This window comes from Thermococcus sp. (assembly GCF_015521605.1).
Taxonomy (GTDB): Archaea; Methanobacteriota_B; Thermococci; order Thermococcales; family Thermococcaceae; genus Thermococcus.
On record NZ_WANV01000010.1, the window covers coordinates 1 to 19114 of the forward strand.

At 55.0% G+C, this 19114-nt stretch carries 28 protein-coding genes; 17 read left to right on the top strand and 11 right to left on the bottom strand.

From position 1 onward, the window contains the following. The coding region (locus tag F7C11_RS01435) for a methylmalonyl-CoA mutase family protein (protein ID WP_297090319.1) at nucleotides 1–388 on the bottom strand (388 nt) is incomplete at its 3' end. 132 nt (nucleotides 389–520) lie between these two features. On the opposite strand from F7C11_RS01435, the gene F7C11_RS01440 reads away from it, so the two are divergent. The 5 genes from F7C11_RS01440 (at nucleotide 521) to F7C11_RS01460 (ending at nucleotide 5607) form a co-directional block, all read left to right on the top strand. After that, entirely contained in the window at nucleotides 521–1399 is an 879-nt protein-coding gene (locus F7C11_RS01440) for an MBL fold metallo-hydrolase (protein WP_297090235.1), read from the top strand. A gap of 256 nt (nucleotides 1400–1655) precedes the next feature. After that, the gene (locus F7C11_RS01445; protein WP_297090237.1) at nucleotides 1656–1940 is read left to right on the top strand and encodes a hypothetical protein; all 285 of its coding nucleotides are present in this window, start codon (nucleotides 1656–1658) and stop codon (nucleotides 1938–1940) included. Between the two features lie 114 nt (nucleotides 1941–2054). After that, entirely contained in the window at nucleotides 2055–2540 is a 486-nt protein-coding gene (locus tag F7C11_RS01450; protein WP_297090239.1) for an Hsp20/alpha crystallin family protein, read from the top strand. 107 nt (nucleotides 2541–2647) lie between these two features. Continuing rightward, nucleotides 2648–5035 (top strand): CDC48 family AAA ATPase, encoded by a 2388-nt coding sequence (locus tag F7C11_RS01455; RefSeq protein ID WP_297090240.1) that lies wholly within the window; start codon nucleotides 2648–2650, stop codon nucleotides 5033–5035. A gap of 74 nt (nucleotides 5036–5109) precedes the next feature. Continuing rightward, nucleotides 5110–5607, top strand: coding sequence for a transposase (locus F7C11_RS01460; protein ID WP_297090242.1), 498 nt, complete (start codon nucleotides 5110–5112; stop codon nucleotides 5605–5607). A gap of 2 nt (nucleotides 5608–5609) precedes the next feature. Here F7C11_RS01460 and F7C11_RS01465 read toward each other — a convergent pair whose 3' ends face one another. Beyond that, the gene (locus tag F7C11_RS01465; RefSeq protein WP_297068768.1) at nucleotides 5610–5759 is read right to left on the bottom strand and encodes a hypothetical protein; all 150 of its coding nucleotides are present in this window, start codon (nucleotides 5757–5759) and stop codon (nucleotides 5610–5612) included. Between the two features lie 192 nt (nucleotides 5760–5951). Next, nucleotides 5952–6101, bottom strand: coding sequence for a hypothetical protein (locus tag F7C11_RS01470; protein WP_297068767.1), 150 nt, complete (start codon nucleotides 6099–6101; stop codon nucleotides 5952–5954). Between the two features lie 64 nt (nucleotides 6102–6165). Here F7C11_RS01470 and F7C11_RS01475 point away from each other — a divergent pair, with 64 nt between their 5' ends. The 3 genes from F7C11_RS01475 to F7C11_RS01485 are packed head-to-tail and all read left to right on the top strand — an operon-like array spanning nucleotide 6166 to nucleotide 7282. Beyond that, on the top strand, nucleotides 6166–6618 hold the full coding sequence (locus tag F7C11_RS01475) for a M67 family metallopeptidase (protein WP_297090245.1): 453 nt from the start codon (nucleotides 6166–6168) through the stop codon (nucleotides 6616–6618). Beyond that, nucleotides 6615–6812, top strand: coding sequence for a hypothetical protein (locus tag F7C11_RS01480; RefSeq protein WP_297090247.1), 198 nt, complete (start codon nucleotides 6615–6617; stop codon nucleotides 6810–6812). The genes F7C11_RS01475 and F7C11_RS01480 overlap by 4 nt, the downstream gene beginning before the upstream one ends. Beyond that, nucleotides 6809–7282, top strand: coding sequence for a PIN domain-containing protein (locus F7C11_RS01485; protein WP_297068764.1), 474 nt, complete (start codon nucleotides 6809–6811; stop codon nucleotides 7280–7282). Before F7C11_RS01480 ends, F7C11_RS01485 begins: the two co-directional genes overlap by 4 nt. Before the next feature lies 1 nt (nucleotide 7283). Here the strand turns inward: F7C11_RS01485 and mobB are convergent, their stop codons facing one another. Both mobB and F7C11_RS01495 read right to left on the bottom strand, forming a co-directional pair. Then, nucleotides 7284–8018, bottom strand: a complete 735-nt coding sequence (mobB, locus tag F7C11_RS01490) for a molybdopterin-guanine dinucleotide biosynthesis protein B (protein ID WP_297090249.1) — start codon at nucleotides 8016–8018, stop codon at nucleotides 7284–7286. 9 nt (nucleotides 8019–8027) lie between these two features. Then, on the bottom strand, nucleotides 8028–8243 hold the full coding sequence (locus F7C11_RS01495; RefSeq protein WP_297090251.1) for an LSm family protein: 216 nt from the start codon (nucleotides 8241–8243) through the stop codon (nucleotides 8028–8030). Between the two features lie 63 nt (nucleotides 8244–8306). Here F7C11_RS01495 and F7C11_RS01500 point away from each other — a divergent pair, with 63 nt between their 5' ends. Continuing rightward, nucleotides 8307–9134 carry a hypothetical protein gene (locus F7C11_RS01500; protein WP_297090253.1) on the top strand — a complete coding sequence of 276 codons (828 nt, stop codon included), beginning with the start codon at nucleotides 8307–8309 and terminating at the stop codon, nucleotides 9132–9134. Here F7C11_RS01500 and F7C11_RS01505 read toward each other — a convergent pair. After that, nucleotides 9118–9825, bottom strand: a complete 708-nt coding sequence (locus F7C11_RS01505) for a 6-hydroxymethylpterin diphosphokinase MptE-like protein (protein WP_297090255.1) — start codon at nucleotides 9823–9825, stop codon at nucleotides 9118–9120. The two genes, F7C11_RS01500 and F7C11_RS01505, sit on opposite strands and share 17 nt — an antisense overlap. A gap of 32 nt (nucleotides 9826–9857) precedes the next feature. Then, on the bottom strand, nucleotides 9858–10319 hold the full coding sequence (locus F7C11_RS01510) for a Mut7-C RNAse domain-containing protein (protein ID WP_297090257.1): 462 nt from the start codon (nucleotides 10317–10319) through the stop codon (nucleotides 9858–9860). 64 nt (nucleotides 10320–10383) lie between these two features. Between F7C11_RS01510 and F7C11_RS01515 the strand changes: the two genes are divergently transcribed. Together F7C11_RS01515 and F7C11_RS01520 are read left to right on the top strand one after the other, a co-directional pair. Beyond that, on the top strand, nucleotides 10384–11133 hold the full coding sequence (locus tag F7C11_RS01515) for an MBL fold metallo-hydrolase (RefSeq protein WP_297090321.1): 750 nt from the start codon (nucleotides 10384–10386) through the stop codon (nucleotides 11131–11133). Between the two features lie 41 nt (nucleotides 11134–11174). Beyond that, a complete protein-coding gene (locus F7C11_RS01520) occupies nucleotides 11175–11738 on the top strand; it encodes a nitroreductase family protein (protein ID WP_297090259.1) in 564 nt (187 codons plus the stop codon). Here the strand turns inward: F7C11_RS01520 and proC are convergent. Both proC and F7C11_RS01530 read right to left on the bottom strand, forming a co-directional pair. Then, complete coding sequence (gene proC / locus F7C11_RS01525; RefSeq protein WP_297090261.1) at nucleotides 11735–12514, bottom strand: pyrroline-5-carboxylate reductase; 780 nt, start codon at nucleotides 12512–12514, stop codon at nucleotides 11735–11737. The two genes, F7C11_RS01520 and proC, sit on opposite strands and share 4 nt — an antisense overlap. A 136-nt stretch (nucleotides 12515–12650) precedes the next feature. Continuing rightward, nucleotides 12651–13097 carry a dual specificity protein phosphatase family protein gene (locus F7C11_RS01530; protein ID WP_297090323.1) on the bottom strand — a complete coding sequence of 149 codons (447 nt, stop codon included), beginning with the start codon at nucleotides 13095–13097 and terminating at the stop codon, nucleotides 12651–12653. 141 nt (nucleotides 13098–13238) lie between these two features. Here F7C11_RS01530 and F7C11_RS01535 point away from each other — a divergent pair, with 141 nt between their 5' ends. The 3 genes from F7C11_RS01535 to F7C11_RS01545 all read left to right on the top strand — a co-directional run bounded on the left by F7C11_RS01535 (nucleotide 13239) and on the right by F7C11_RS01545 (nucleotide 15121). Beyond that, a complete protein-coding gene (locus tag F7C11_RS01535) occupies nucleotides 13239–13985 on the top strand; it encodes a DUF2202 domain-containing protein (protein WP_297090325.1) in 747 nt (248 codons plus the stop codon). Between the two features lie 94 nt (nucleotides 13986–14079). Further along, complete coding sequence (locus F7C11_RS01540; protein ID WP_297090263.1) at nucleotides 14080–14874, top strand: hypothetical protein; 795 nt, start codon at nucleotides 14080–14082, stop codon at nucleotides 14872–14874. Nucleotides 14875–14878: 4 nt separating this feature from the next. Next, complete coding sequence (locus tag F7C11_RS01545; RefSeq protein ID WP_297090265.1) at nucleotides 14879–15121, top strand: DUF4405 domain-containing protein; 243 nt, start codon at nucleotides 14879–14881, stop codon at nucleotides 15119–15121. Nucleotides 15122–15133: 12 nt separating this feature from the next. Here the strand turns inward: F7C11_RS01545 and F7C11_RS01550 are convergent, their stop codons facing one another. After that, nucleotides 15134–15802 (bottom strand): carbon-nitrogen hydrolase family protein, encoded by a 669-nt coding sequence (locus tag F7C11_RS01550; RefSeq protein ID WP_297090267.1) that lies wholly within the window; start codon nucleotides 15800–15802, stop codon nucleotides 15134–15136. Then, entirely contained in the window at nucleotides 15771–16487 is a 717-nt protein-coding gene (locus F7C11_RS01555) for a carotenoid biosynthesis protein (protein ID WP_297090269.1), read from the bottom strand. Before F7C11_RS01555 ends, F7C11_RS01550 begins: the two co-directional genes overlap by 32 nt. Before the next feature lie 117 nt (nucleotides 16488–16604). Here F7C11_RS01555 and F7C11_RS01560 point away from each other — a divergent pair, with 117 nt between their 5' ends. From F7C11_RS01560 to F7C11_RS01570, 3 genes are all read left to right on the top strand, one after another. Then, nucleotides 16605–17357: a DUF2202 domain-containing protein gene (locus F7C11_RS01560; RefSeq protein ID WP_297090327.1), complete on the top strand. Its 753-nt coding sequence runs from the start codon at nucleotides 16605–16607 to the stop codon at nucleotides 17355–17357. Nucleotides 17358–17470: 113 nt separating this feature from the next. Beyond that, on the top strand, nucleotides 17471–18184 hold the full coding sequence (locus F7C11_RS01565; protein WP_297090329.1) for a class I SAM-dependent methyltransferase: 714 nt from the start codon (nucleotides 17471–17473) through the stop codon (nucleotides 18182–18184). Further along, on the top strand, nucleotides 18181–19110 hold the full coding sequence (locus F7C11_RS01570; RefSeq protein WP_297090271.1) for a hypothetical protein: 930 nt from the start codon (nucleotides 18181–18183) through the stop codon (nucleotides 19108–19110). The genes F7C11_RS01565 and F7C11_RS01570 overlap by 4 nt, the downstream gene beginning before the upstream one ends. Nucleotides 19111–19114 lie beyond the last annotated feature (4 nt).

Below are 19114 nucleotides of genomic sequence, written 5' to 3' on the forward strand. Positions count from 1 at the left end.
CGGAGTCGTAGCCTATCTGGGTGGGCAGGTCGAAGGCGACGCTCAGACCGGTCTGGCCCTGCTCCAGGAGGTATTTGTAGCGCCTGTTGGACTCCTCAGCGGTTCCGAAACCGGCGTACTGCCTCATCGTCCAGAACCTGCCGCGGTACATGGTGGCGTAAACGCCGCGGGTGAAAGGATATTCGCCCGGGAAGCCGAGCTTTTTGAGGTAATCCCAGTCCTCGCCGAGGTCAGCGGGGGTGTAAATCCTCTTTATCTCAAAACCGTCATCCGTCATGAACTTCTCCTTTCTCTCTGGCCTCTTCTCGATGAACTTTTTGACGGTCGTTTCCTCCCAGCGCTTCTCCTCCTCCCTAATCTTCGCGAGCTTCTCCTTATCGAAGGTCATGCCTACCACCTGCCCCTATTTGGGCGGCGGCCTATAAAAAGCTTTTACATAACTAAAGGTTGGGCTTGACGTTGGATAAATTATCCAGCTAGCGGAGAAGGTCTAAAAGGACTCAACCCCTATTTATTAATGATGATAATAGGTAATGTCGGCCTCGACAGCTCCGCCCGCTTCGCCTTCCAAAGCCACGCCCACACCGACCACTTCGTCAGCGGTGAGGTTATCTACTCCACCAGAGCGACCAAGTTCCTCAGCCACCTCAGGAAGGGCGGTTTTTACCGCGAGGTGGGCTTTGGAAAGACCTTCTACCTGGGCGACTTCAGGGCGAGGCTCTATCCAGCAGGCCACATGCTCGGCTCGGCCGGGATAAAGCTGTGGCTCGAAAACGGGACGCTCTTCTACACCGGAGACACCAAGTGGTTCAAGCTAAGAACGGCAGAAAAGAGCCGCTTCCCGAGGGCGGACTTTCTGGTAATCGAGGCCACCTTCGGCGTTCCCCACTTCACGTTCCCCGCCCCAAGGGAGGCAGAGAAGAAGCTGATAGCCTTCGTCGAGGAGGCCATTGAGAGGGGCAAAAAACCCGTTCTCTACGTCAACCAGATGGGGAAAGCACAGGAGGTCATGAAAATACTCGACCTTCACGGCTACACGGTAAAGGCCTCGCGGGAGATGCTCAAGGTGGCGCGCGTTTATTCGAAGTTCGGCCTCTCGTTCGGCAACGTATCGGTTGATGGAGAGGTCGTCCTGCGTTCCTACCGCTCTCCCCGGGTGGAGAACACACTTTCGCCCTGGGAGCTGACTGTTTCCGGTTTTGGAAGGCTGAAGCTCAGCAACCACGCCGACTTCTGGGAGCTGATGCGGATCGTGGAGAGGGTAAACCCGGAGAAAATCTTTACGGTCTACGGCTTCGCCGAGGAGTTCGCGAGGATTCTCCGGGGACTCGGCTACGACGCCCGCCCCGTGTCCCAGAATTCCGTCCTGGATCCCGTGGACATGATGACAAAAACCTAACTCTACCCGGAGCAAAAACTCAAACTCTTCCATTGAGATGCACATGAACAGACAAATCTTCCAAAAAATTGGCCGAAAAGCTAATATTTTTCAAAGTCGTAGGGATCTAATGAAACCCACGGTGAGTGGGTGGTAGCAGGACGCGGCAGTGCCTGAAATCCGCCCCGAAAAATAGGTCTGTCGTGCCAATAAGCCAAAGGGGGTGGTAGCCAAGCGCCCCTTTCCTTCTTCTCCCATTACCCCTGGGGGTGAATCCATGGAGGCTGTAACCAGACGAAGGCTTCGTCCAAAGTGGGTTACCGGATTAAGGCCCAGGCTTGAGGCCATATTAAGGAACGGCATCAGCAGGGGTTCTCTTCTCGGAAAGGGCCGTATAGTCAGTGACATGCTCGAAGTCACGGAGCTCACCTTGGTAAACGAACCCAGAGAGATGGAGGCCAAGGTAGAAGGGAAGGAGGTCAGGTTCGTTTACCCACTCAGGGGAAACGAGAGCTTTGATGATGTCTACTACCCACTCGTCCGCATGCTGAGCAACCTTTGATCTTTCCCCTGTTCTTTCCAGATTTTAGTCACCGATGCACATTAAAAGACGAAAAACTTTATAAACCTTGAGCTTTTAGTTACTACTGGTAACCAAAAGGTTGGGGGTGAGAGCATGGTCTGGAGGAGGGACCGCTACTGGGACCCCTTCGACCTGATGAGGGAGATTCAGGAGGAGATCGACGCCATCTTCAGGGACATCATGCGCGGGCCAAGGCTCTGGAGCACCAGGGAGCCAGAGCGCTACGAGTTCGTCAGCGAGACCTGGCGCGAGCCCTTCGTCGACATCTTCGACCGCGGAGACAGGTTCGTCATCACCGTTGAGCTTCCGGGAGTCAGGAAGGAGGACATCAAGCTCCGCGTTACGGAGGACACCGTCTACCTCGAAGCCCAGGTGAGGCGCGAGAAGGAGCTTGAAACCGAGGGGGCCATAAGGATCGAGCGCTACTACAGCGGTTACAGGAGGGTCATCAGACTGCCCGAAGAGGTCATTCCAGAGAAGACCAAGGCGCGCTACAACAACGGCGTCCTTGAGATAGAGATACCCAAGAAGAGGCCCAGCAAGCCAGAGGGTGAGGGCTTCGAGGTGAAGATTGAGTAACCCTTTCGTTGTTTCCCATCTTGACTTTGCACCCTACAACCACGGGATAAAATCAAAGTCTCGAATCTCACGATCATCAGTCATGAAAAGTTTGGAGGTGGTGAAAAATGGCCGAAAAGAGGGAGGTCAAGCTCAAGGTCGCCTCTGCCTATCAGCGTGACGTTGGCAGGGGAATAGTAAGGATAGACCGCAAAGCCATGCGCGAGATAGGTGTCCAGAGCGGCGACATCATCGAGATAATCGGAACCAAGAACACTGCCGCCGTCGTCTGGCCGGCATATCCGGAGGACGAAGGACTGAGCATCATCAGAATGGACGGAACCATAAGGAAGAACGCCGGCGTCGGCCTCGGCGATGAGGTCACGGTGAGAAAGGCCGATGTCAAGGAGGCGAAGAAGGTCATCGTGGCCCCGACCGAGCCCATTCGCTTCGGCCACGACTTCGTCGAGTGGTTCCACAGCAGGCTCGTCGGAAGGCCCGTCGTCAGGGGCGACTACATCAAGGTCGGCATCCTCGGGCAGGAGCTGACCTTCGTGGTCACGGCAACGACTCCTGCCGGGATAGTCCAGATCACCGAGTTCACCGAGTTCCAGGTTAGTGAGAAGCCGGTCAAGGAGGTCAGCAAGACCGCCGCCTTAGGCGTCACCTACGAGGACATCGGCGGCCTCAAGGACGTCATCCAGAAGGTCAGGGAGATGATAGAGCTCCCACTCAAGCATCCGGAAATATTCGAGAAGCTCGGCATAGAACCGCCGAAGGGTGTGCTCCTCTACGGTCCGCCCGGAACGGGTAAGACTCTCCTCGCCAAGGCGGTAGCGAACGAGGCGAACGCCCACTTCATCGCCATTAACGGGCCGGAGATAATGAGCAAGTACTACGGTGAGAGCGAGGAGAGGCTCAGAGAGGTCTTCAAGGAGGCTGAAGAGAACGCCCCGGCGATAATCTTCATCGACGAGATCGATGCAATAGCCCCAAAGAGGGAGGAGACCCACGGCGAGGTCGAGAAGCGCGTAGTTTCACAGCTGCTCACCCTGATGGACGGTCTCAAGAGCCGCGGAAAGGTCATAGTCATAGGCGCTACCAACAGGCCTGACGCCATAGACCCGGCCCTCAGGAGACCCGGAAGGTTCGACCGCGAGCTTGAGGTCGGCGTTCCCGACAAGAAGGGCAGGAAGGAGATACTCCAGATACACACCAGGGGAATGCCTATCGAGCCCGAGTTCAGGAAGGGCAGGGTCATTGAGATACTTGAGGAGCTTGAAAGAAACGATGCCTACCGCGAGAGCGCCGAGAGGGCCCTGCTGAAGGTCAAGAACGCAAGGGACGAGGAGATCCCTGAGATACTCAAGGGCGTAGACGAGAAGCTCTACGAGGAGGTCAAGGCCAGGCTCATCGATGCCCTGCTGGAGGAGCTGGCCGAGGTCACTCACGGCTTCGTTGGTGCAGACCTTGCCGCGCTGGCGAGGGAAGCGGCGATGGCAGCACTCAGGAGGCTCATCAGGGAGGGCAAGATAGACTTCGAGGCCGAGCACATACCCAAGGAGGTCCTGGAGGAGCTCAGGGTAACCAGGAAGGACTTCTATGAGGCCCTCAAGATGGTAGAGCCGAGCGCCCTGAGGGAAGTCCTGCTTGAAGTGCCAAACGTCCGCTGGGACGACATAGGTGGACTTGAAGACGTCAAGGAGGAGCTCCGCGAGGCCGTCGAATGGCCGCTCAAGTACCCGGAGGCCTTTATGGGGCTTGGAATCACCCCACCGAAGGGGATCCTGCTCTACGGTCCTCCTGGAACCGGTAAAACACTGCTCGCGAAGGCAGTCGCCAACGAGAGCGAGGCCAACTTCATAGCCATCAAAGGTCCAGAGGTGCTCAGCAAGTGGGTCGGCGAGAGCGAGAAGAACATCAGGGAGATATTCAGGAAGGCAAGGCAGGCGGCTCCAACGGTGATATTCATCGACGAGATAGACGCAATCGCTCCAAGAAGGGGAACCGACGTCAACCGCGTCACCGACAGGCTCATCAACCAGCTCCTCACCGAGATGGACGGAATACAGGAGAACAGCGGAGTGGTCGTTATCGGAGCCACCAACAGGCCGGACATCATAGACCCGGCTCTGCTCAGACCAGGAAGGTTCGACAGGCTGATACTCGTTCCTGCACCGGACGAGAAGGCCAGATTGGAGATACTGAAAGTCCACACCAGGAACGTGCCGCTCGCGGAGGACGTCAAGCTGGAGGAGCTGGCGAAGAGGACCGAGGGCTACACCGGTGCCGACATCGAGGCAGTGGTCAGGGAAGCCGCGATGCTCGCCATGCGCAGGGCACTGCAGGAAGGCGTAATAAGGCCCGGTATGAAGGCTGACGAGATAAGACAGAAGGTCAAGGTAACGATGAAGGACTTCGAGGAGGCCATGAAGAAGATAGGCCCCAGCGTGAGCGAGGAGACCATGGAGTACTACAGAAAGATACAGGAGCAGTTCAAGCAGTCCCGCGGCTGATGTCCACCCTCCCAAACGGGGGAATGAACCCCCAACCTTTTAACTTTTGAAGCCAACTCTTCTAAGGTGGTTCCATGAACGTTAGAAGGCTTGAGGTTCTCTTTGCACTGACGCTGGTTCTGATGATGTACATCTATCCGCTGACCCTCATCGGCCTCTGGCTCCTCATGAGGGAGCTCACGGAGTACAGGAAGGATATCAAAAGGTCGCTCATTGTTTTCATTGCCTCACTCCCCCTCTACGGGGCGAAGATAGCCCTAGGAATCTCCGGGTGGAGCAAAACCCTGGGGATAACCCCCATCGAGACCAGTCCCGCGGTGATAAACACCGTCCACGTGGTCTTTCTGGCGCTTCAGTTCCTGAGCCTCTACTTCCTCTACCGCGCCCTCTCACGGATGTCCGACGACACAGGGGCCGAGATGCTGAAGACCGGCGGGCTAATGCTCCTCGTTGCCATACCGCTTCACTTCGCCACGATAACCGCGTACTTCATAGCGACGTGGATTGGCCTTGTCCTGATAATCTACGGGCTTGAGCAGACCGGAGGGGTCTCCAACATTGGGAAACACTGACTTCAGGCCACCCACTCAACCTCGTACTCCCTAGCGCCAAGCTTTTTCATCTCTTCCCGGGCAATTTCCTCGGCTTTTTTCACGTCGTTGGTCGCCACAATGCGCTCCTCCGGAAGAGTGTGGTCGAAATAGTACACTATCCTCACGAGCATTTCCACACCCCCAAATATATCACTGCGGATGATTCATGTGGCCGACCGTTTTAAAAACATTGATGGTCTTAAAAGCACATCAATGGCCACAAATAAGCGCACAAAAAAGCTCATTAATGGACATGAAAATACAGGGAGACATAGGTGGGCATCGTCACTGCGGGCGGTAGGGGGAAGAAAGGGAGCGGAGAATTACTCAAGCTTTTCGAGTTCGAAGACCCTCGCGTCCTTCCGCCTGAGCTCCTGCTTCGCGAAACGTCTTGCCTCGTCCGCGGTTTCGGTCTCAAAGACGATGGTCGTCCCGTGGTGCTCTCCACCATGTAACGTGAGGGCCCATTTCATAATACCACCGGCAGAGCGTTGTCACATCTCCAAGCTTTATAAGTCTAACGGGGGAGTTTTAATCATGGAACTGATAATCCGACAAGACGATTTAAATGCAATTATCAAAATGGCAGAAAGGAGCGCCGTTGAGATCTGCGGCTTCCTCTTCGGAAGGCGAGAGGGCAACCGCTTCATCGTGGAAGAGGCTCGCTTCGTTCCCAACAGGCTGAACTCTCCCACAGAGTTCGAGATGGAACCGGTCGAGATGGTAAAGGCCATAGACGAGGCTGAAGGAAGGGGACTGGAGGTCGTTGGGATATTCCACTCCCACCTCAACTGTCTCCCCAGGCCGAGCGGGAAGGATCTGGTGGGAATGAAGCTCTGGCCTGTGGTGTGGTTGATAGTTGACGAGAAAGGGAACTACGGGGCGTACGTTTTAAGGGATGGGGAGGTAGTGGCATTCGATGTTAGGGTTGTACCCTTGCAAACAAAGCAACCTTTAAATCCAGAGGGGTGCAAAAACAAAGCGGTGTGAAGGAAATGGGAAATCTGACCCTAAAGAGACTCCTTGGAAACATGGACATAAAGAAGGTTCAGGAGCTCATAGAGGTTGAGGCGATTAGGGAGGAAATACGAGAACTCGCCAAGGAAGTCCGGAGGGGAATGTTCGGCGAAGGGGGCACCAGTGAGGAGCTTAAAAAGCTCAGAGCTGAGGTGTATGAGCAGTGATCTACATTGACACGAGTGTTTTCTACCACTACACCACCAACGGAGAGTTCGCAGACATGGCTGAGGAAGTGCTAACATCTCCTGAGCCTAAGATAACCTCTGATCTTGTTCTAGATGAGTTCCTTTTTGTCATAATCCGGAGAGAGGTTCAACGTGAGTTTGGGATTAGATCTTCGGTCGCCATAAAAGAGAGGCTTTCGAAAAGTCCAGAACTGGCAGAGTTTATCTATGAAACCGGGAAGAAAGCTCTGGCGGTTTTTGAGGCGTTTGATGTCGTGGTAGTTCCAGATTCCCGCGACTGGGCAAAGACATTACTCTTCATGAGGCACTATAACCTCTTCCCCCATGATGCACGGATAATAGCTACCGCCTTGGAGTATGGAACGAAGAGGATAGCCTCACTCGACAGGGACTTTGGGAGGGCCAGGGAGATTATTGAACTTCTCCCCGAAGAGTTCTGGAAGGAATGATTCAATCCTCCCTTATCACGATCTCTATCCTCTTCCCCTCGCGGTAGCCCTTCATGCTCGACAGCATGCCCCTTATCGTCTTCTCAACCAGCTCCTGCACCCAGTCCTTCATGGGCAGGACCTGTCCGTCTATCTTTACCGTGACTTTCGGCTTTGAGCTGAGGACGACGCAGTCCTTGAGCGTCTTCTCGCCGCTCACTATCATTTCCGCCATCTCGGCGCACTTGAATCCGCACATGCCGCAGTCTATGTTGGGCAGCATGAATGCTCTTCTCTCCACGAGGTCGGCGAGCTTCTCGGGCTCTTTAGTCGCGTCTATAACGGGCAACCCGTCTATCTCCTCAACGCCGGTTGAGGCTATAACCCCGCTCACGGCCATAGCAAGGCCATCGTTGAGCTCCCTAACGTCCTCCTCTTTCCTCGCGCATATGACCTTGGGGACGTGTTTTATCGACTTGAACCCCTCAAGCAGGAGGAAGTCAGCGCTGACCATGGAGAAGAGGGCGTTGATGTCCTTGGCTTTGAAGAGGAGCGCATCGGTGTCGTGGGCGCGAACCACAACGGTGTCCGCAATCCGCGAGAACCTCCAGGTGTCGCTCCCCTCCCGATCAAAATCTGCGTGCATGCTCTTCGCTATGGCAACGCGGTAGCCCCTCTCCTTCAGCACCCGGGAAACCGCCTCAACAGCGGTCGTTTTCCCGCTCTTCTTGAAGCCCACAAAGGCAACCGCCTTCATATCCACCCCTCACAGAAGCATTATCCAGTTCATGTCCTCTATCTTGACTATCAGCGCCTTTGCCTTGTTTCCGGCTATGTCGGAGACGTCACGGATGAGTATGACCTCCTCGTCGAAGTCTTCAAGGATTCCGGTAAATGAGTGCTCGTTGCTAACCGCCAGAGCCACCCTTTTACCTTTCCACGCCTCAAGGGTCCTGTCCAGCAGGTACTGCTTCTCCCCCATCCTCTCACCCCCAGAAACCAAAAACCTATAAGGCTTTTAACCGTTTCCGGTTCCGGTGATAGAATGAGGTTCGTCACGAAGAACGAGGCGGTAAGAAAGTCGTTTCTCGAAGACCTGAGAAAGGAAGGTATCAAGTTCGAGCTTCATGAGAGACTCGGCTACGAGGCCTTTGTGGGCTACCTGCTTGAGGGAACGCTTGAAGAGATAAGCGCGCAGATAAATGTTATCGAGGGTGCTGACAGGGAGGCCCTCAAGGAGGGATTCCTCTCGTTCAAGGAGAGCCTTAACCACATCCTGGAGCACATCAAGGTCGGTGAGAGGTTCGAGACCCTGATTCAGGAGGGGCCGTGGGTTGCAGAGCTCCTCGACCAGCTGACCAGGAACGGAGCGGTCGAGTACAGCGACGGAGTTATCAGGCTGAAGGAAGGGGTCGACGTTACAAAGCTCCATTTTGAGTTCAAGTTCCCGTTCAACCTCGTCCACAGTCCAGAAAGCGCGGAGAGAATCGCCAAGCAGTTTGCCTTCACGGACCTCACCATGGAATACGAGTTTGAGATACTGGAGCTGGACATAGCCAAGATAAACGCCCTCGGAAAGATAGCATCGCGCTACTTCCCGGAGGACTACCTGCTGAGGGTGTACTTTGCACTGATAGGCCGCTCGATACTGGCGGGGGAGATACTCAAAGCCCTCGGCAGTGACAGGGTCCCAGAGGAGGAGCTGGTTAAGGGATTCGTCAGGGTGGCGCCAATATCGATACCCACAGAAAAGGGAACCCTCGTGATCAACTACTCCCAGAAGGCCGTTGAAGAAGTCCTGCGCTTCCTCAAGAGGGCCGGCTACGTCGAGATTAAAGCCGGAAAGGTCAAGAAGCTCAGGGATCTGGTGTGAGGTACACTATCCTCGCCCTCCCCTTCTTTTTCAGCCAATCCAGCAGTTCCATCGCGAACTCAAACTTCTTCCTCTTGCTCTCCCAGACCGGGGAGTGCTCCTTCAGTCCCGGCTTGCTCCACCTGCCCACGACCTGACCGAAGTCAAAGCCAACCAGGACGATTTCTCTCGCCCCCATCTCCTCGGCCAGAAAAGCCGCCCTGTCACCGTCGGTAAAGCCCCCGAAGTTGTAAACGATGTCCAGAGGCTCCGTCTGACATGTTCCGAGAATCCGCGAAAACATCGGGACGTAAACGGCCATCTTCTCCACGTTGTCCCCGTGGGCGTGGATGGCCATGAAGGAACCTCGATCGTTGGCCAGCTTTAGGTCCGGGATCCTGCCATCGAGGTCGGTGACTATTATGTCGGGAAGAAGGCCCGCATCGAGGAGTGCAGAGGTCGCCCCGTCGGCCGCTATCAATGTCCCATTGGAGAAGTCATGCTTCCCAAGCGCCCTCTCAAGACTTGGACCGCAGCCGAAAACGTAGGCCCTCCTTTCCACAACCGCGGCCAGCTCGTCCTTCAGGATGTATTCGTCACCCTCAAGGAGCAGTGCCCTCAACAGCTCGGCTGCCCTGCGGTCTTCCTCAATGGAGTAGCCCATCTCACGGACGATCCTCAGATAGAATGGCTTCCACTCCTCCCACTCCATCTCAACACCAGCCAATGGTGGGTAGACACCTTTTAAACCCTTCTCAGCTTTTCGCCTATCCTCAGCATCTCCCTCCACTGTCTCCCCGGCCAGTAGACTTGACCGCAGTTTTCGCAGACGTAGAACTCATCGTATTTCTGATAGACGCTCTCTGGAACTCTCCCCCTGAGGTCGTCCTTGGGGACCGGCCGGATGGGGCCGTTACACTTCGGACATCGGGCATGGGCAGGAAACAGTTCCTCAAACTCAAGGCCACGCTTCTTGAGCTCCCCTACCTGTCCCTCAAGGGAGTTTGAGCTCAGCGCGATCACCTCCACGCCAAGCCTCCTGGCTCTCGCGGCAAGGCCTGAATCCCTGGTGAGGAGAACCCGGTTCTCAGCCAGGGCGATCCTGAGTATCTCATCGTCGTCCTCAACGCCGTAGAGCGTGTCGTAGCCGTACAGCCTGAGCCACCTCGCGAGCCGGCCGAGCATCATATCGGCGATGAACCTCATGTTCGAGGGTAGGCGGCAATCCTTATAAGGGAAACTATTTTACAGCCATAAAACGGTGGTGGGAATGCTCGTCTACTTCATCGGCACAGGCGGGAGCGAGGGGATTCCGGCACACCTCTGCACCTGCTCGACCTGCAACGAGGCGAGAAAGCTCGGCTTTGCCCAGAGGCTGCCCTCAACGCTCGCAATAATAACCGATAACCGGAAGGCGGTTCTCTTCGACGTCGGGACGGACATAAGGGACTTCCTCAACGTTCCGCTGGAGGCCATCTTTCTGACCCACTGGCACCACGACCACATCTACGGCCTCTACAAGCTTAGATGGACGGCGCTGGAAACACCGCTCTACGCGCCGGAGGGGCACGCCGACGCCCTGATCCTGCGGGAACCCAAGAACCTCCAGCCGAGAACGATAAAACCGGGGGACACCGTTGAGCTGGACACGCTTAAAATCACCGCGTTCCGTCTCAACCATCAGGTCGAGACCCTCGGGTACCTCATAGAGGAGGACGGGAAGAGCGTGGCTTTGCTCTACGACACGAAAGGCCTCCCTGAGGAGACGGGGGAGTTTCTGAAAGAGAAGGCCCCGCTAAGGCTCGCCATCGTTGATGCTACATACCCCCCTGGAACCGATGACCCCTATCACAACAACGTTGATGAGGCGGCGGAGATTGGGCTCAGGCTCGCCGAGAGAACCGTTTTAAGCCACATCTCCCACAAGAACCTGCCGTTCCTTGAGCTGACCGGGTACGTGAGGAGGAGGTGGGGGAACAGGGTTCTCGTCGCCTACGACGGAATGGTGTTCTACGTCTAAACGTTTTTATCCGTTCCCGCCCAAAAGAAACCGGTGATGCCATGCGTGTTCTTGAGCTGGCGAAGAGGAGGAAGACCGTGAGGGAATTCCTCCCGGACAAGCCGCCGAAGGATGACATCCTGAAGGCGATAAAGGCCGCGAAGGAAGCCCCATCCGGAATGAATGCCCAGCCATGGAAGTTCGTAGTCATCGATGACGACTGGCTGAAGGGGAAGATAAGGGAGCTCTGCGAGAGGGAGGAGGAGAAGTTCTACTCAAGGACGAAGGGCGACCTGATGGCATGGCTGAACGCCAAGGGATTCAAGCCCGAAAAGCCCTTCCTCAGCGAGGCCCCCTACCTAATCCTCGTCTTCGGGCACACGAAGGCACCCTACTGGCTTCAGTCAACGTGGATAGCGGTCGGCTACCTCCTCCTTGCGCTCGAAGAGCTCGGCCTTGGAACCGTGACGTACACTCCTCCGAACCCGAAACCGATAGAGGAGCTGTTAAACGCACCAGCGGACTACAAGCTCCAGACGATTCTGCCCGTTGGCTATCCCGCAGACCCCAAGCCAAAGTACGATAGGAGGAAGCTCGAAGATGTGGTGAGCTTCAACGGCCTCTAAACCTTTCTGGAGAGCAGCCTGGATTTTTTTGAGGCTGTATCGATGGCCTTCATAACGGCCGTCCTTATTCTGCCCTCCTCCAGCTCAAAGACACCGTCTATAGTTGTCCCTCCCGGAGTTATCACCCACTCCCTCACCTCAGCCGGATGCTCCTCAGTTTTCATCAGGAGCTTTGCGGTCCCCAGGAGTGTCTGGAGGGCTGCCTTGGTGGCGACTTCCCTTGGGAGGCCCACTCTAAGGCCGCCGTAGACCATAGCCTCCAGGAACACCGTCACGTACGCGGGCCCGGAACCGCTTAATCCCGTTATCCCGTCCAGGTATTCCTCGTCCACTCTCACACAGTCCCCAAACGTCCCAAGGATGCCCTCGATGGTTTCTATGTCCCCATCACCGTCCAGCCACGTGGCGTATGCCGTGAATGACTCCTTAACAAGCACCGCTATGTTGGGCATGGCCCTCACAAACCGGGCACTGGCTGCCCTGCTCAGCTCCGCCAGGGATACCCCCGCAACCACGGAGATCACGAGCTTGTTTCCCACAGCCTCCTTTATTTCCTCAAGAACCACCCGGGCCTTCCCGGGCTTCACCGCCAGAATGACGACGTCCGCCCATTCCGCGGCCTTTCTGTTGTCATCCGTGAGCGTCACGCCGAACTCTTCAAGGTATTTAGCCCGTTCAATGTGCCTCCTCGTCGCGGTTACCTCGTGTCCTTCCTCCGCGAGGGCCCGGGCTATGGCGCCCCCTATCATTCCCGCACCGATTACTGCGATCCTCACGATACCACCTCCCATCCCGAGTGCGATCTCAATCGCTGACCCTACCCCTGGGACGGGCATGAAGATAAAGCTATTCCAAGCTCCTTTGCAGTATTGACAAAAATGGACAAAAATTGCGAGATGCTTTGTCACAAATTCAAAATAGTGTCCCCTCAAGCTTCCTCAGAACCCCCATCTGCTCCTCAACCTCAACAGCACCGGGTCTCAGCCGCCGAACCTTCAAGAGGGCATCCCTCAGAGGGACGCCTTCCGAGTACATCACCCATGCAACCGCCACCGTCCCGCTCCTCCCGAGGCCACCCATGCAGTGAATCAGAACCTTTTTGCCCTCCCCAACCCTCGCCTCGATCCAACGAAGGATTTTGAGGAGCTGCTCAAGACTCGGCGCGGTGAAGTCTTCTATTGGGCTGTGGAGAACCTCAACGCCCCGTTTCTGCCATTCATCCAGGCTGTATGGAAGTTCAAACTCCTCAACGAGTACCACAACCGCATCGAAGGTTTTGGCAACTTCGTCTATTTCCCTCCGCGTTGGCATCCGGGAGAAGGCAACGTTACCGTCAACGAATCTGGCCGAGCGCCACATGCTACCACCCACGGGCATTCTGGGGCCATTTAGATAAACCTTTTGACAAAGCACCCACTTCAAATGGTCCGATGAACCAAAAGGTATTTATGAACCTCAGGTAAGATTATCAGATAGACAGCAAACACAGAGGTGATGGAAGTGAAGAGGCGCTACGCCCTCTTCGTGATGGTTGTCCTCGTATCGGGAGTTCTCGCCTCAGGGTGCATTGGAACGAGCGAGACCTCAACGACCTCCACTGAGAGTCCGGTGCCAACGAACACCGTTCCGCTCGTGGCGGACTCAAACGGCAACGTGAACACCAACGATCTCCAGTCCTACATAGACTCCCTCCCTGCGGAACCGCTGACTGACGCAGAAAAGGAGGGACTCCTGTACATGGTGGAGGAGGAGAAGCTCGCCCACGACGTTTACACCAAGCTCTACGAGAAGTGGGGACTCCAGATCTTCGCCAACATCGCCAAGAGCGAAACGACCCACGTTGAATCGGTGAGGATGCTGCTCAAAAAGTACAACCTGACCGACCCGACCGCCAGTGAGGGCATCGGCGAGTTCCAGAACAAGGAGCTCCAGGCCCTCTACGACCAGCTCATTGAGATGGGCATGAAGAGCGAGGTCGATGCGCTCAAGGTCGGCGCGCTGATAGAGGAGACGGACATAAAGGACCTCCAGGAATGGATATCGAAGACGAACAAGATAGACATCATAACCGTCTACGAGAACCTCATGATGGGGAGCAGGAACCACCTGAGGTCCTTCGTCGGACAGCTGGAGAACAGAGGGGTGACCTACGAGCCGCAGGTTCTCCCCAAGGACGAGTATGAGGCGATAATCAACAGCCCGATGGAGACCGGCGGTAGCGGCCAGGGAAACGGCAACAAGCCGTGAAGTCTTTTTCTCCTTTGTTTTTTGTTGTTAAATTCTCAAAGCGGGAATTTACGAAGAAAATATGAAAAAATCTACAAATAACGGGTGATGGCCTGTGGAGCGCAGGGTGATGGTAGCCTTTGTGATATGCGCACTCCTAACGGCGTTGCCCTTCGCCGTCAGAACCGCCGAGAAAAACCTCGGCACCGAAGGCCCCTTATCTCTTCAGCCTCAGAACGAAAGCATAGTCTCAAACGGCGTCTATTACATCGGCTCAGCTGTTTCACACGAAGGTTCAGACCTTCTCTGTGTTGTTCCGGCCAAGGCCTACGTGCCTGAGGTTGGAACGGAGGTTACAATCAACGTCACCGTTAAGTTCAAGCATGCCCAACCCTGCCAATACTCGGACTGGAAGATAACAACGGAAAATCCCACAAACGTTGAGATCGTCGGGGAAAGCGAAACCAAGCTCTCCGACCCGTATACGGCGTTTAAGCAGTACACCGTCAAGGTTCTCGGGAACGGAACACTCGACGTCGTGTTCAAATACGGGAGCGGATGCCCCTACGGCAGCGAGGAGCGGGTAACGGTTCACTTCTACGTGGGGGTACCGTCGGAGGAAGAGGTCGCCAACACTTCAACTCAAATCCCAGAGCTCAACGCGACCGAGAAAGTGATAACTGGAACCATCGAGGAGGTAAACACCGCAGGACGCTACATAGAAGTCAATTCAACCAAGGTTTTCATCAGGGGAAAGTGGACGGACGACGAAGGCAAAGAATACACGTGGCGGGATATGCTCTTCATTCTCAAAGTCGGAGAAAAAGTCGAGGTAACAGCTACATACGAGGACGGTGAACCGAATGCCTATGAGATAAAGATCAACGGCAAGACGTTTGTCAAGGGGTGATCGGATGAGTGCAAAGCTAAGGATGTGGGTGTCGCTGATACTCTTCGTCCTCTGGCTGATAACGGGCATAAGCGGTGTCTTCCTCCTCATAGGCCCCCTCGCCGCGAGGCTGGGAGTCTCGTTGCCCGTGTCACTGATGGACACGGTCCATACGTACGTAGGTTTCGCGTTCTTCGGCCTCTCGGTGGTGCACCTTGCCCTCAACTGGCCCGCGATGAAGAGCTACTTCCGCAGGCTCGCCCGGTGAGGAGCGTCGTTTTTATTCTCCCTTCCAGACGATCATTTCATCTCCTCTGCTTTCCGCAAGAAGGTTCCCGTTCTCGTCGAAGACCCAGGCACCTCCTGGGGGATAGCTGTTCACGATGAAAGCCCTAACGCCGAGGAGCCTAACCCGGTCAGCCATCGCCTCAACGTCCTCCTCGTTCGGTTTTCCATATTCCGGCGAGTACTCCATCGGCACAAAGAGGTAATCCGGCCTTTTCCGCCTCACCCATTTCATTATCCTCTTGTTGTAGAGGTCGCCGCAGATGATTATCGCCACCTTCCCGAACTCCGTTCTTGCCGTCCTGACTGTGTTGCCCGTGCAGAACTTCATCGGCTCCTGGAACTTGCGGTGCTTGAGGAGAACCCCTCCGTCCCTGCCGATTAGGAGGGCGGAGTTGTAAACGCAGTTTTTGTATGGCTCAAGGAGGCCGAAGACGACGTAAACGCCGTTTTCCCTCGCGAGCGAACTTACCCGCTCAACTATTTCGCCGTAAAGCTCTGCCCCGCTGAAGTCCCACTCCTCGAAGCCGGTGAGACAGTACTCGGGAAACACTATGAAGTCGGGGTTATGGTCCAAAGCCTCGTCGAAGCGCCTCTCGAACTCAACCCAGTTGGCGTTGAAGTTTCCAACCTCAACCCTCATTGGAACCAAGGCCACCCTCATTCTTGAGCCTCCTTACCGTTAATGGAACCAGCAGAATGAATGACAGTGCAAAAGCAATTAGCGTGGGCATTTTTACGTCCTCTGGAGCATACAGGGCAAAGGTGAGTGTTTCAAGAAGGTATATGCCCGGTCCGAAGCGCTTGAGGCACGAACATATTGAAGGATCCGAAAGTCGTTCGTAAAGGTAGAATATTATGAGCGAGACGAGAAACCAGCCGAGGTAGTTCGTCCAGGGGATGCCAAACCAGTTAAGGGACGTCGTCCTTATCCAAACCCAGGCGTCCCAGGAGGTCATTATGGGGTCTATAGAGAGGTCAAAGACCACCATCAGGATCGAAGCAAAGAGAATCCGGACGGTTTTCCTCGAAAACAGGAAGCCCGCCGCCAGATAGGCAACGGAGCCGAATATTGCCCATGCTAGTGGTACGAAGAGAGCGACGCCGAAGAGCTGTGGCTGAAGGTTCACGTACTCGTAGCAGCCGAAGGGGAGACAGAGATGCGTTCCAACGAGTTCGGCGAGGAACCCTATGAAAATCCCCAGACCCACTAGAGAGGGCAGGCTCTTCCACTCCCTCCGCGAGAAAAGTGCAAACGCCAGGAAGTACAGGAGAAGGTACACTGGAGATTTCTTCAGAATATTTGCAAGCAGGATCAACAGGAGCGCGGCCTTTAAACGATTGCTCATGAAAAACGTTTCTCCTTCAGGAATATAAGTCTGTTGCCCACTTCTGTAACCCGAAAGGCTTATAAAGCTATGTCACATATGTAATATTAGAATTACATATGGGAGAAGGTGATGAAAATGTTGGGAAAGAAAACCTTTGGACTGCTCCTTATGGGGGTCGTCCTGCTGGGAGTGTTCAGTGCGGGGTGTATAACGGGCGACTCGGCCACAACCACCGAGACTGTGACCAGCTCAACCTACGGCGTCGAAGCGGCCCCACAGGGCCCTCCATCAAACGTGACTGCTGGCGGTGCGATGGATATGTACAGCACTGATTACATAGCATCCCTCCCTTCGGAAGACCTCAGCGTGGATGAAATACAGGCCATCCTCTACATGCGCGAGGAGGAGAAGCTCGCCAGGGACGTCTACCTCACCCTCTACGACCAGTGGGGGATTCCGATATTCAACAACATAGCGAGGAGCGAGCAGACCCATATGGACATGGTGCTGGCGCTGATAGACAAGTACAACCTGACCGATCCTGCCGCGGACAAGGACATCGGCGAGTTTGAGAACCCCGAGCTTCAGGCCCTCTACGACCAGCTCATCGAGGAGGGTATGAAGAGCGAGGAGGCGGCACTCGCGGTTGGTGCCCTCATAGAGGAGGTTGACATCAAGGACCTGCAGGACTGGCTGGACAAAACCGACAACCAGGACGTCGAGTACGTCTTCGAGAACCTCATGATGGGGAGCAGGAACCACCTGAGGGCATTCACAGGAGTACTCGCGAGGCAGTACGGCGTGACCTACGAGCCGCAGGTTCTGCCGCAGGACGAGTATGAGGCAATAATCAACAGTCCGATGGAGAACGGAATGACCACGGGATGAAGATTTCTTTCTTTTCTCCCATTACTCGGTCAGAGGAGCAACGCCCCGAGGCAGATCTGACAGGCAGAAGTAAATATTTAAAATTCTTTTGCGTTGTAGGTTTGGTGGGCGGGATGTTCCAGAACCTTGGTTACACGGACGTTCCACTCTATGAAAAAACCCGAGACGAGTACGATATTGAGAGCGAGAGGGGCCAGGAGAGATTTAGAGAACTCATGGAGCTTCTGTCAAAGCACTTACCCGTTAGGAGCGGTAGAGCTTTGGACATTGGCTGCAACGCTGGGTTAAGCAGTTTTGTCTTAGAGGAGCTTGGTTTTGAAGTTATTGGGATAGATATTCAAGAAAAAGCTGTTGAGCGTGCCAAAGAGCTAGCCAAAAAGAGAGGCTCAAAGGTGAAATTTTATGTTATGGATGCTAAAAATCTAAACTTCAAAGAAAACACCTTTGACCTCGTGGCTCTGCTTGGCTCTCCTTTACCCCACTTCAGTATTTATGACCTCGATGAAATTGTGAGGGAATCACATCGCGTCTTAAAGGCGAAGCGAGCCATTGTAATCGAATACGCGGATAATCTCAGGGGACTTTACAGCTGGTACAGGGACGTTTTTGTTGAGGGCCCACTTGTTTCTATCCGAGAGAGCATTGATTTCATCAAAGGCAGTGAAAGAAGGTTCTTTATCGAGTTGGCAGGGGAGACTATATTTATCGTTGAGTTCTACCTCTGGTCACCGTGGATTCTTGAATTCATCCTGCGAAAGGCGGGTTTTGAAGTGAGAAGCTACCCTATAAACGAGAAAATGATTGTGACTGTGGGGATGAAACCATGAAAACCTACTCCTTCGGCGTCGAAACGGTTCCAGTTGCCATGGCAGGGGATTTGGTAATTGGAAGCGTCCATGACGAGAGGAACTACAGGATAACGCTGGCAAGGATTAACGAAGAGGAAATCATTGAAACCCACTTTTTGGCTGGAGAAAATGACTGGGAAGGGCACAGCGTAGCCAAGCTCGCGGACGGCTACATTATTGGCGGAGCCGTTGAGGGAAAAGCCACCCCAGAAGGCGGAAGTGGCTGGAAGGCCTACGTCGCGAGGCTTGACGGGAACTTGGAAGTCCTCTGGGAGAGGAAGCTGGAAATCCTTGGTAACGAGGCTGTTTACGCAATTCTACCGACCAGAGACGGGGCATTCATAGCTGGAGAAGCCTCGGACGGGAAGGGCAGGGGCCTCTTCATTGGGAGAATCACGGGAGACGGCGAAGTCCTCTGGCTCAAAGCCCTCGGCCCCTGGGACGATGCCGTGATTTCCGGCCTGGTTGAACTCGATGGGAGGCCCCTCCTCGTTGGGAGCCTGAAGGAGGAGAAATGGAAGGTCAAAACGTTTGAGTTCAATGAGAACGGGGAACCGATGAGGGAAAGCGAGTTAACAGAGGGAATCGCCCTAACGGCCGCTGAAATGGGAGGAAAAATAATCCTGGGTGGTTACAAGGAAAGTGACCTCTGGGTCTGGGGCGGAGACTGGGAGGTGACGCTCCCAAACGGCGCGGCGACCTCTCTCCTGCCAACCGGAGACGGTCTCCTCGTTGGGGGCGAAGTCGAGGGGAAGGCGACGGTAATTAAGCTCGACTCGAACGGAGAACCCCTTTGGAAGAGGGAGCTCTGGGAGCGCGGCTGGGTCGAGGTTTTGGGTGAGGGCGTCGCACTCGGGGTTAAGGAGGAGGACGGGAAGACCGTTATGGTGGTTGGGAGGACTTAGGGGG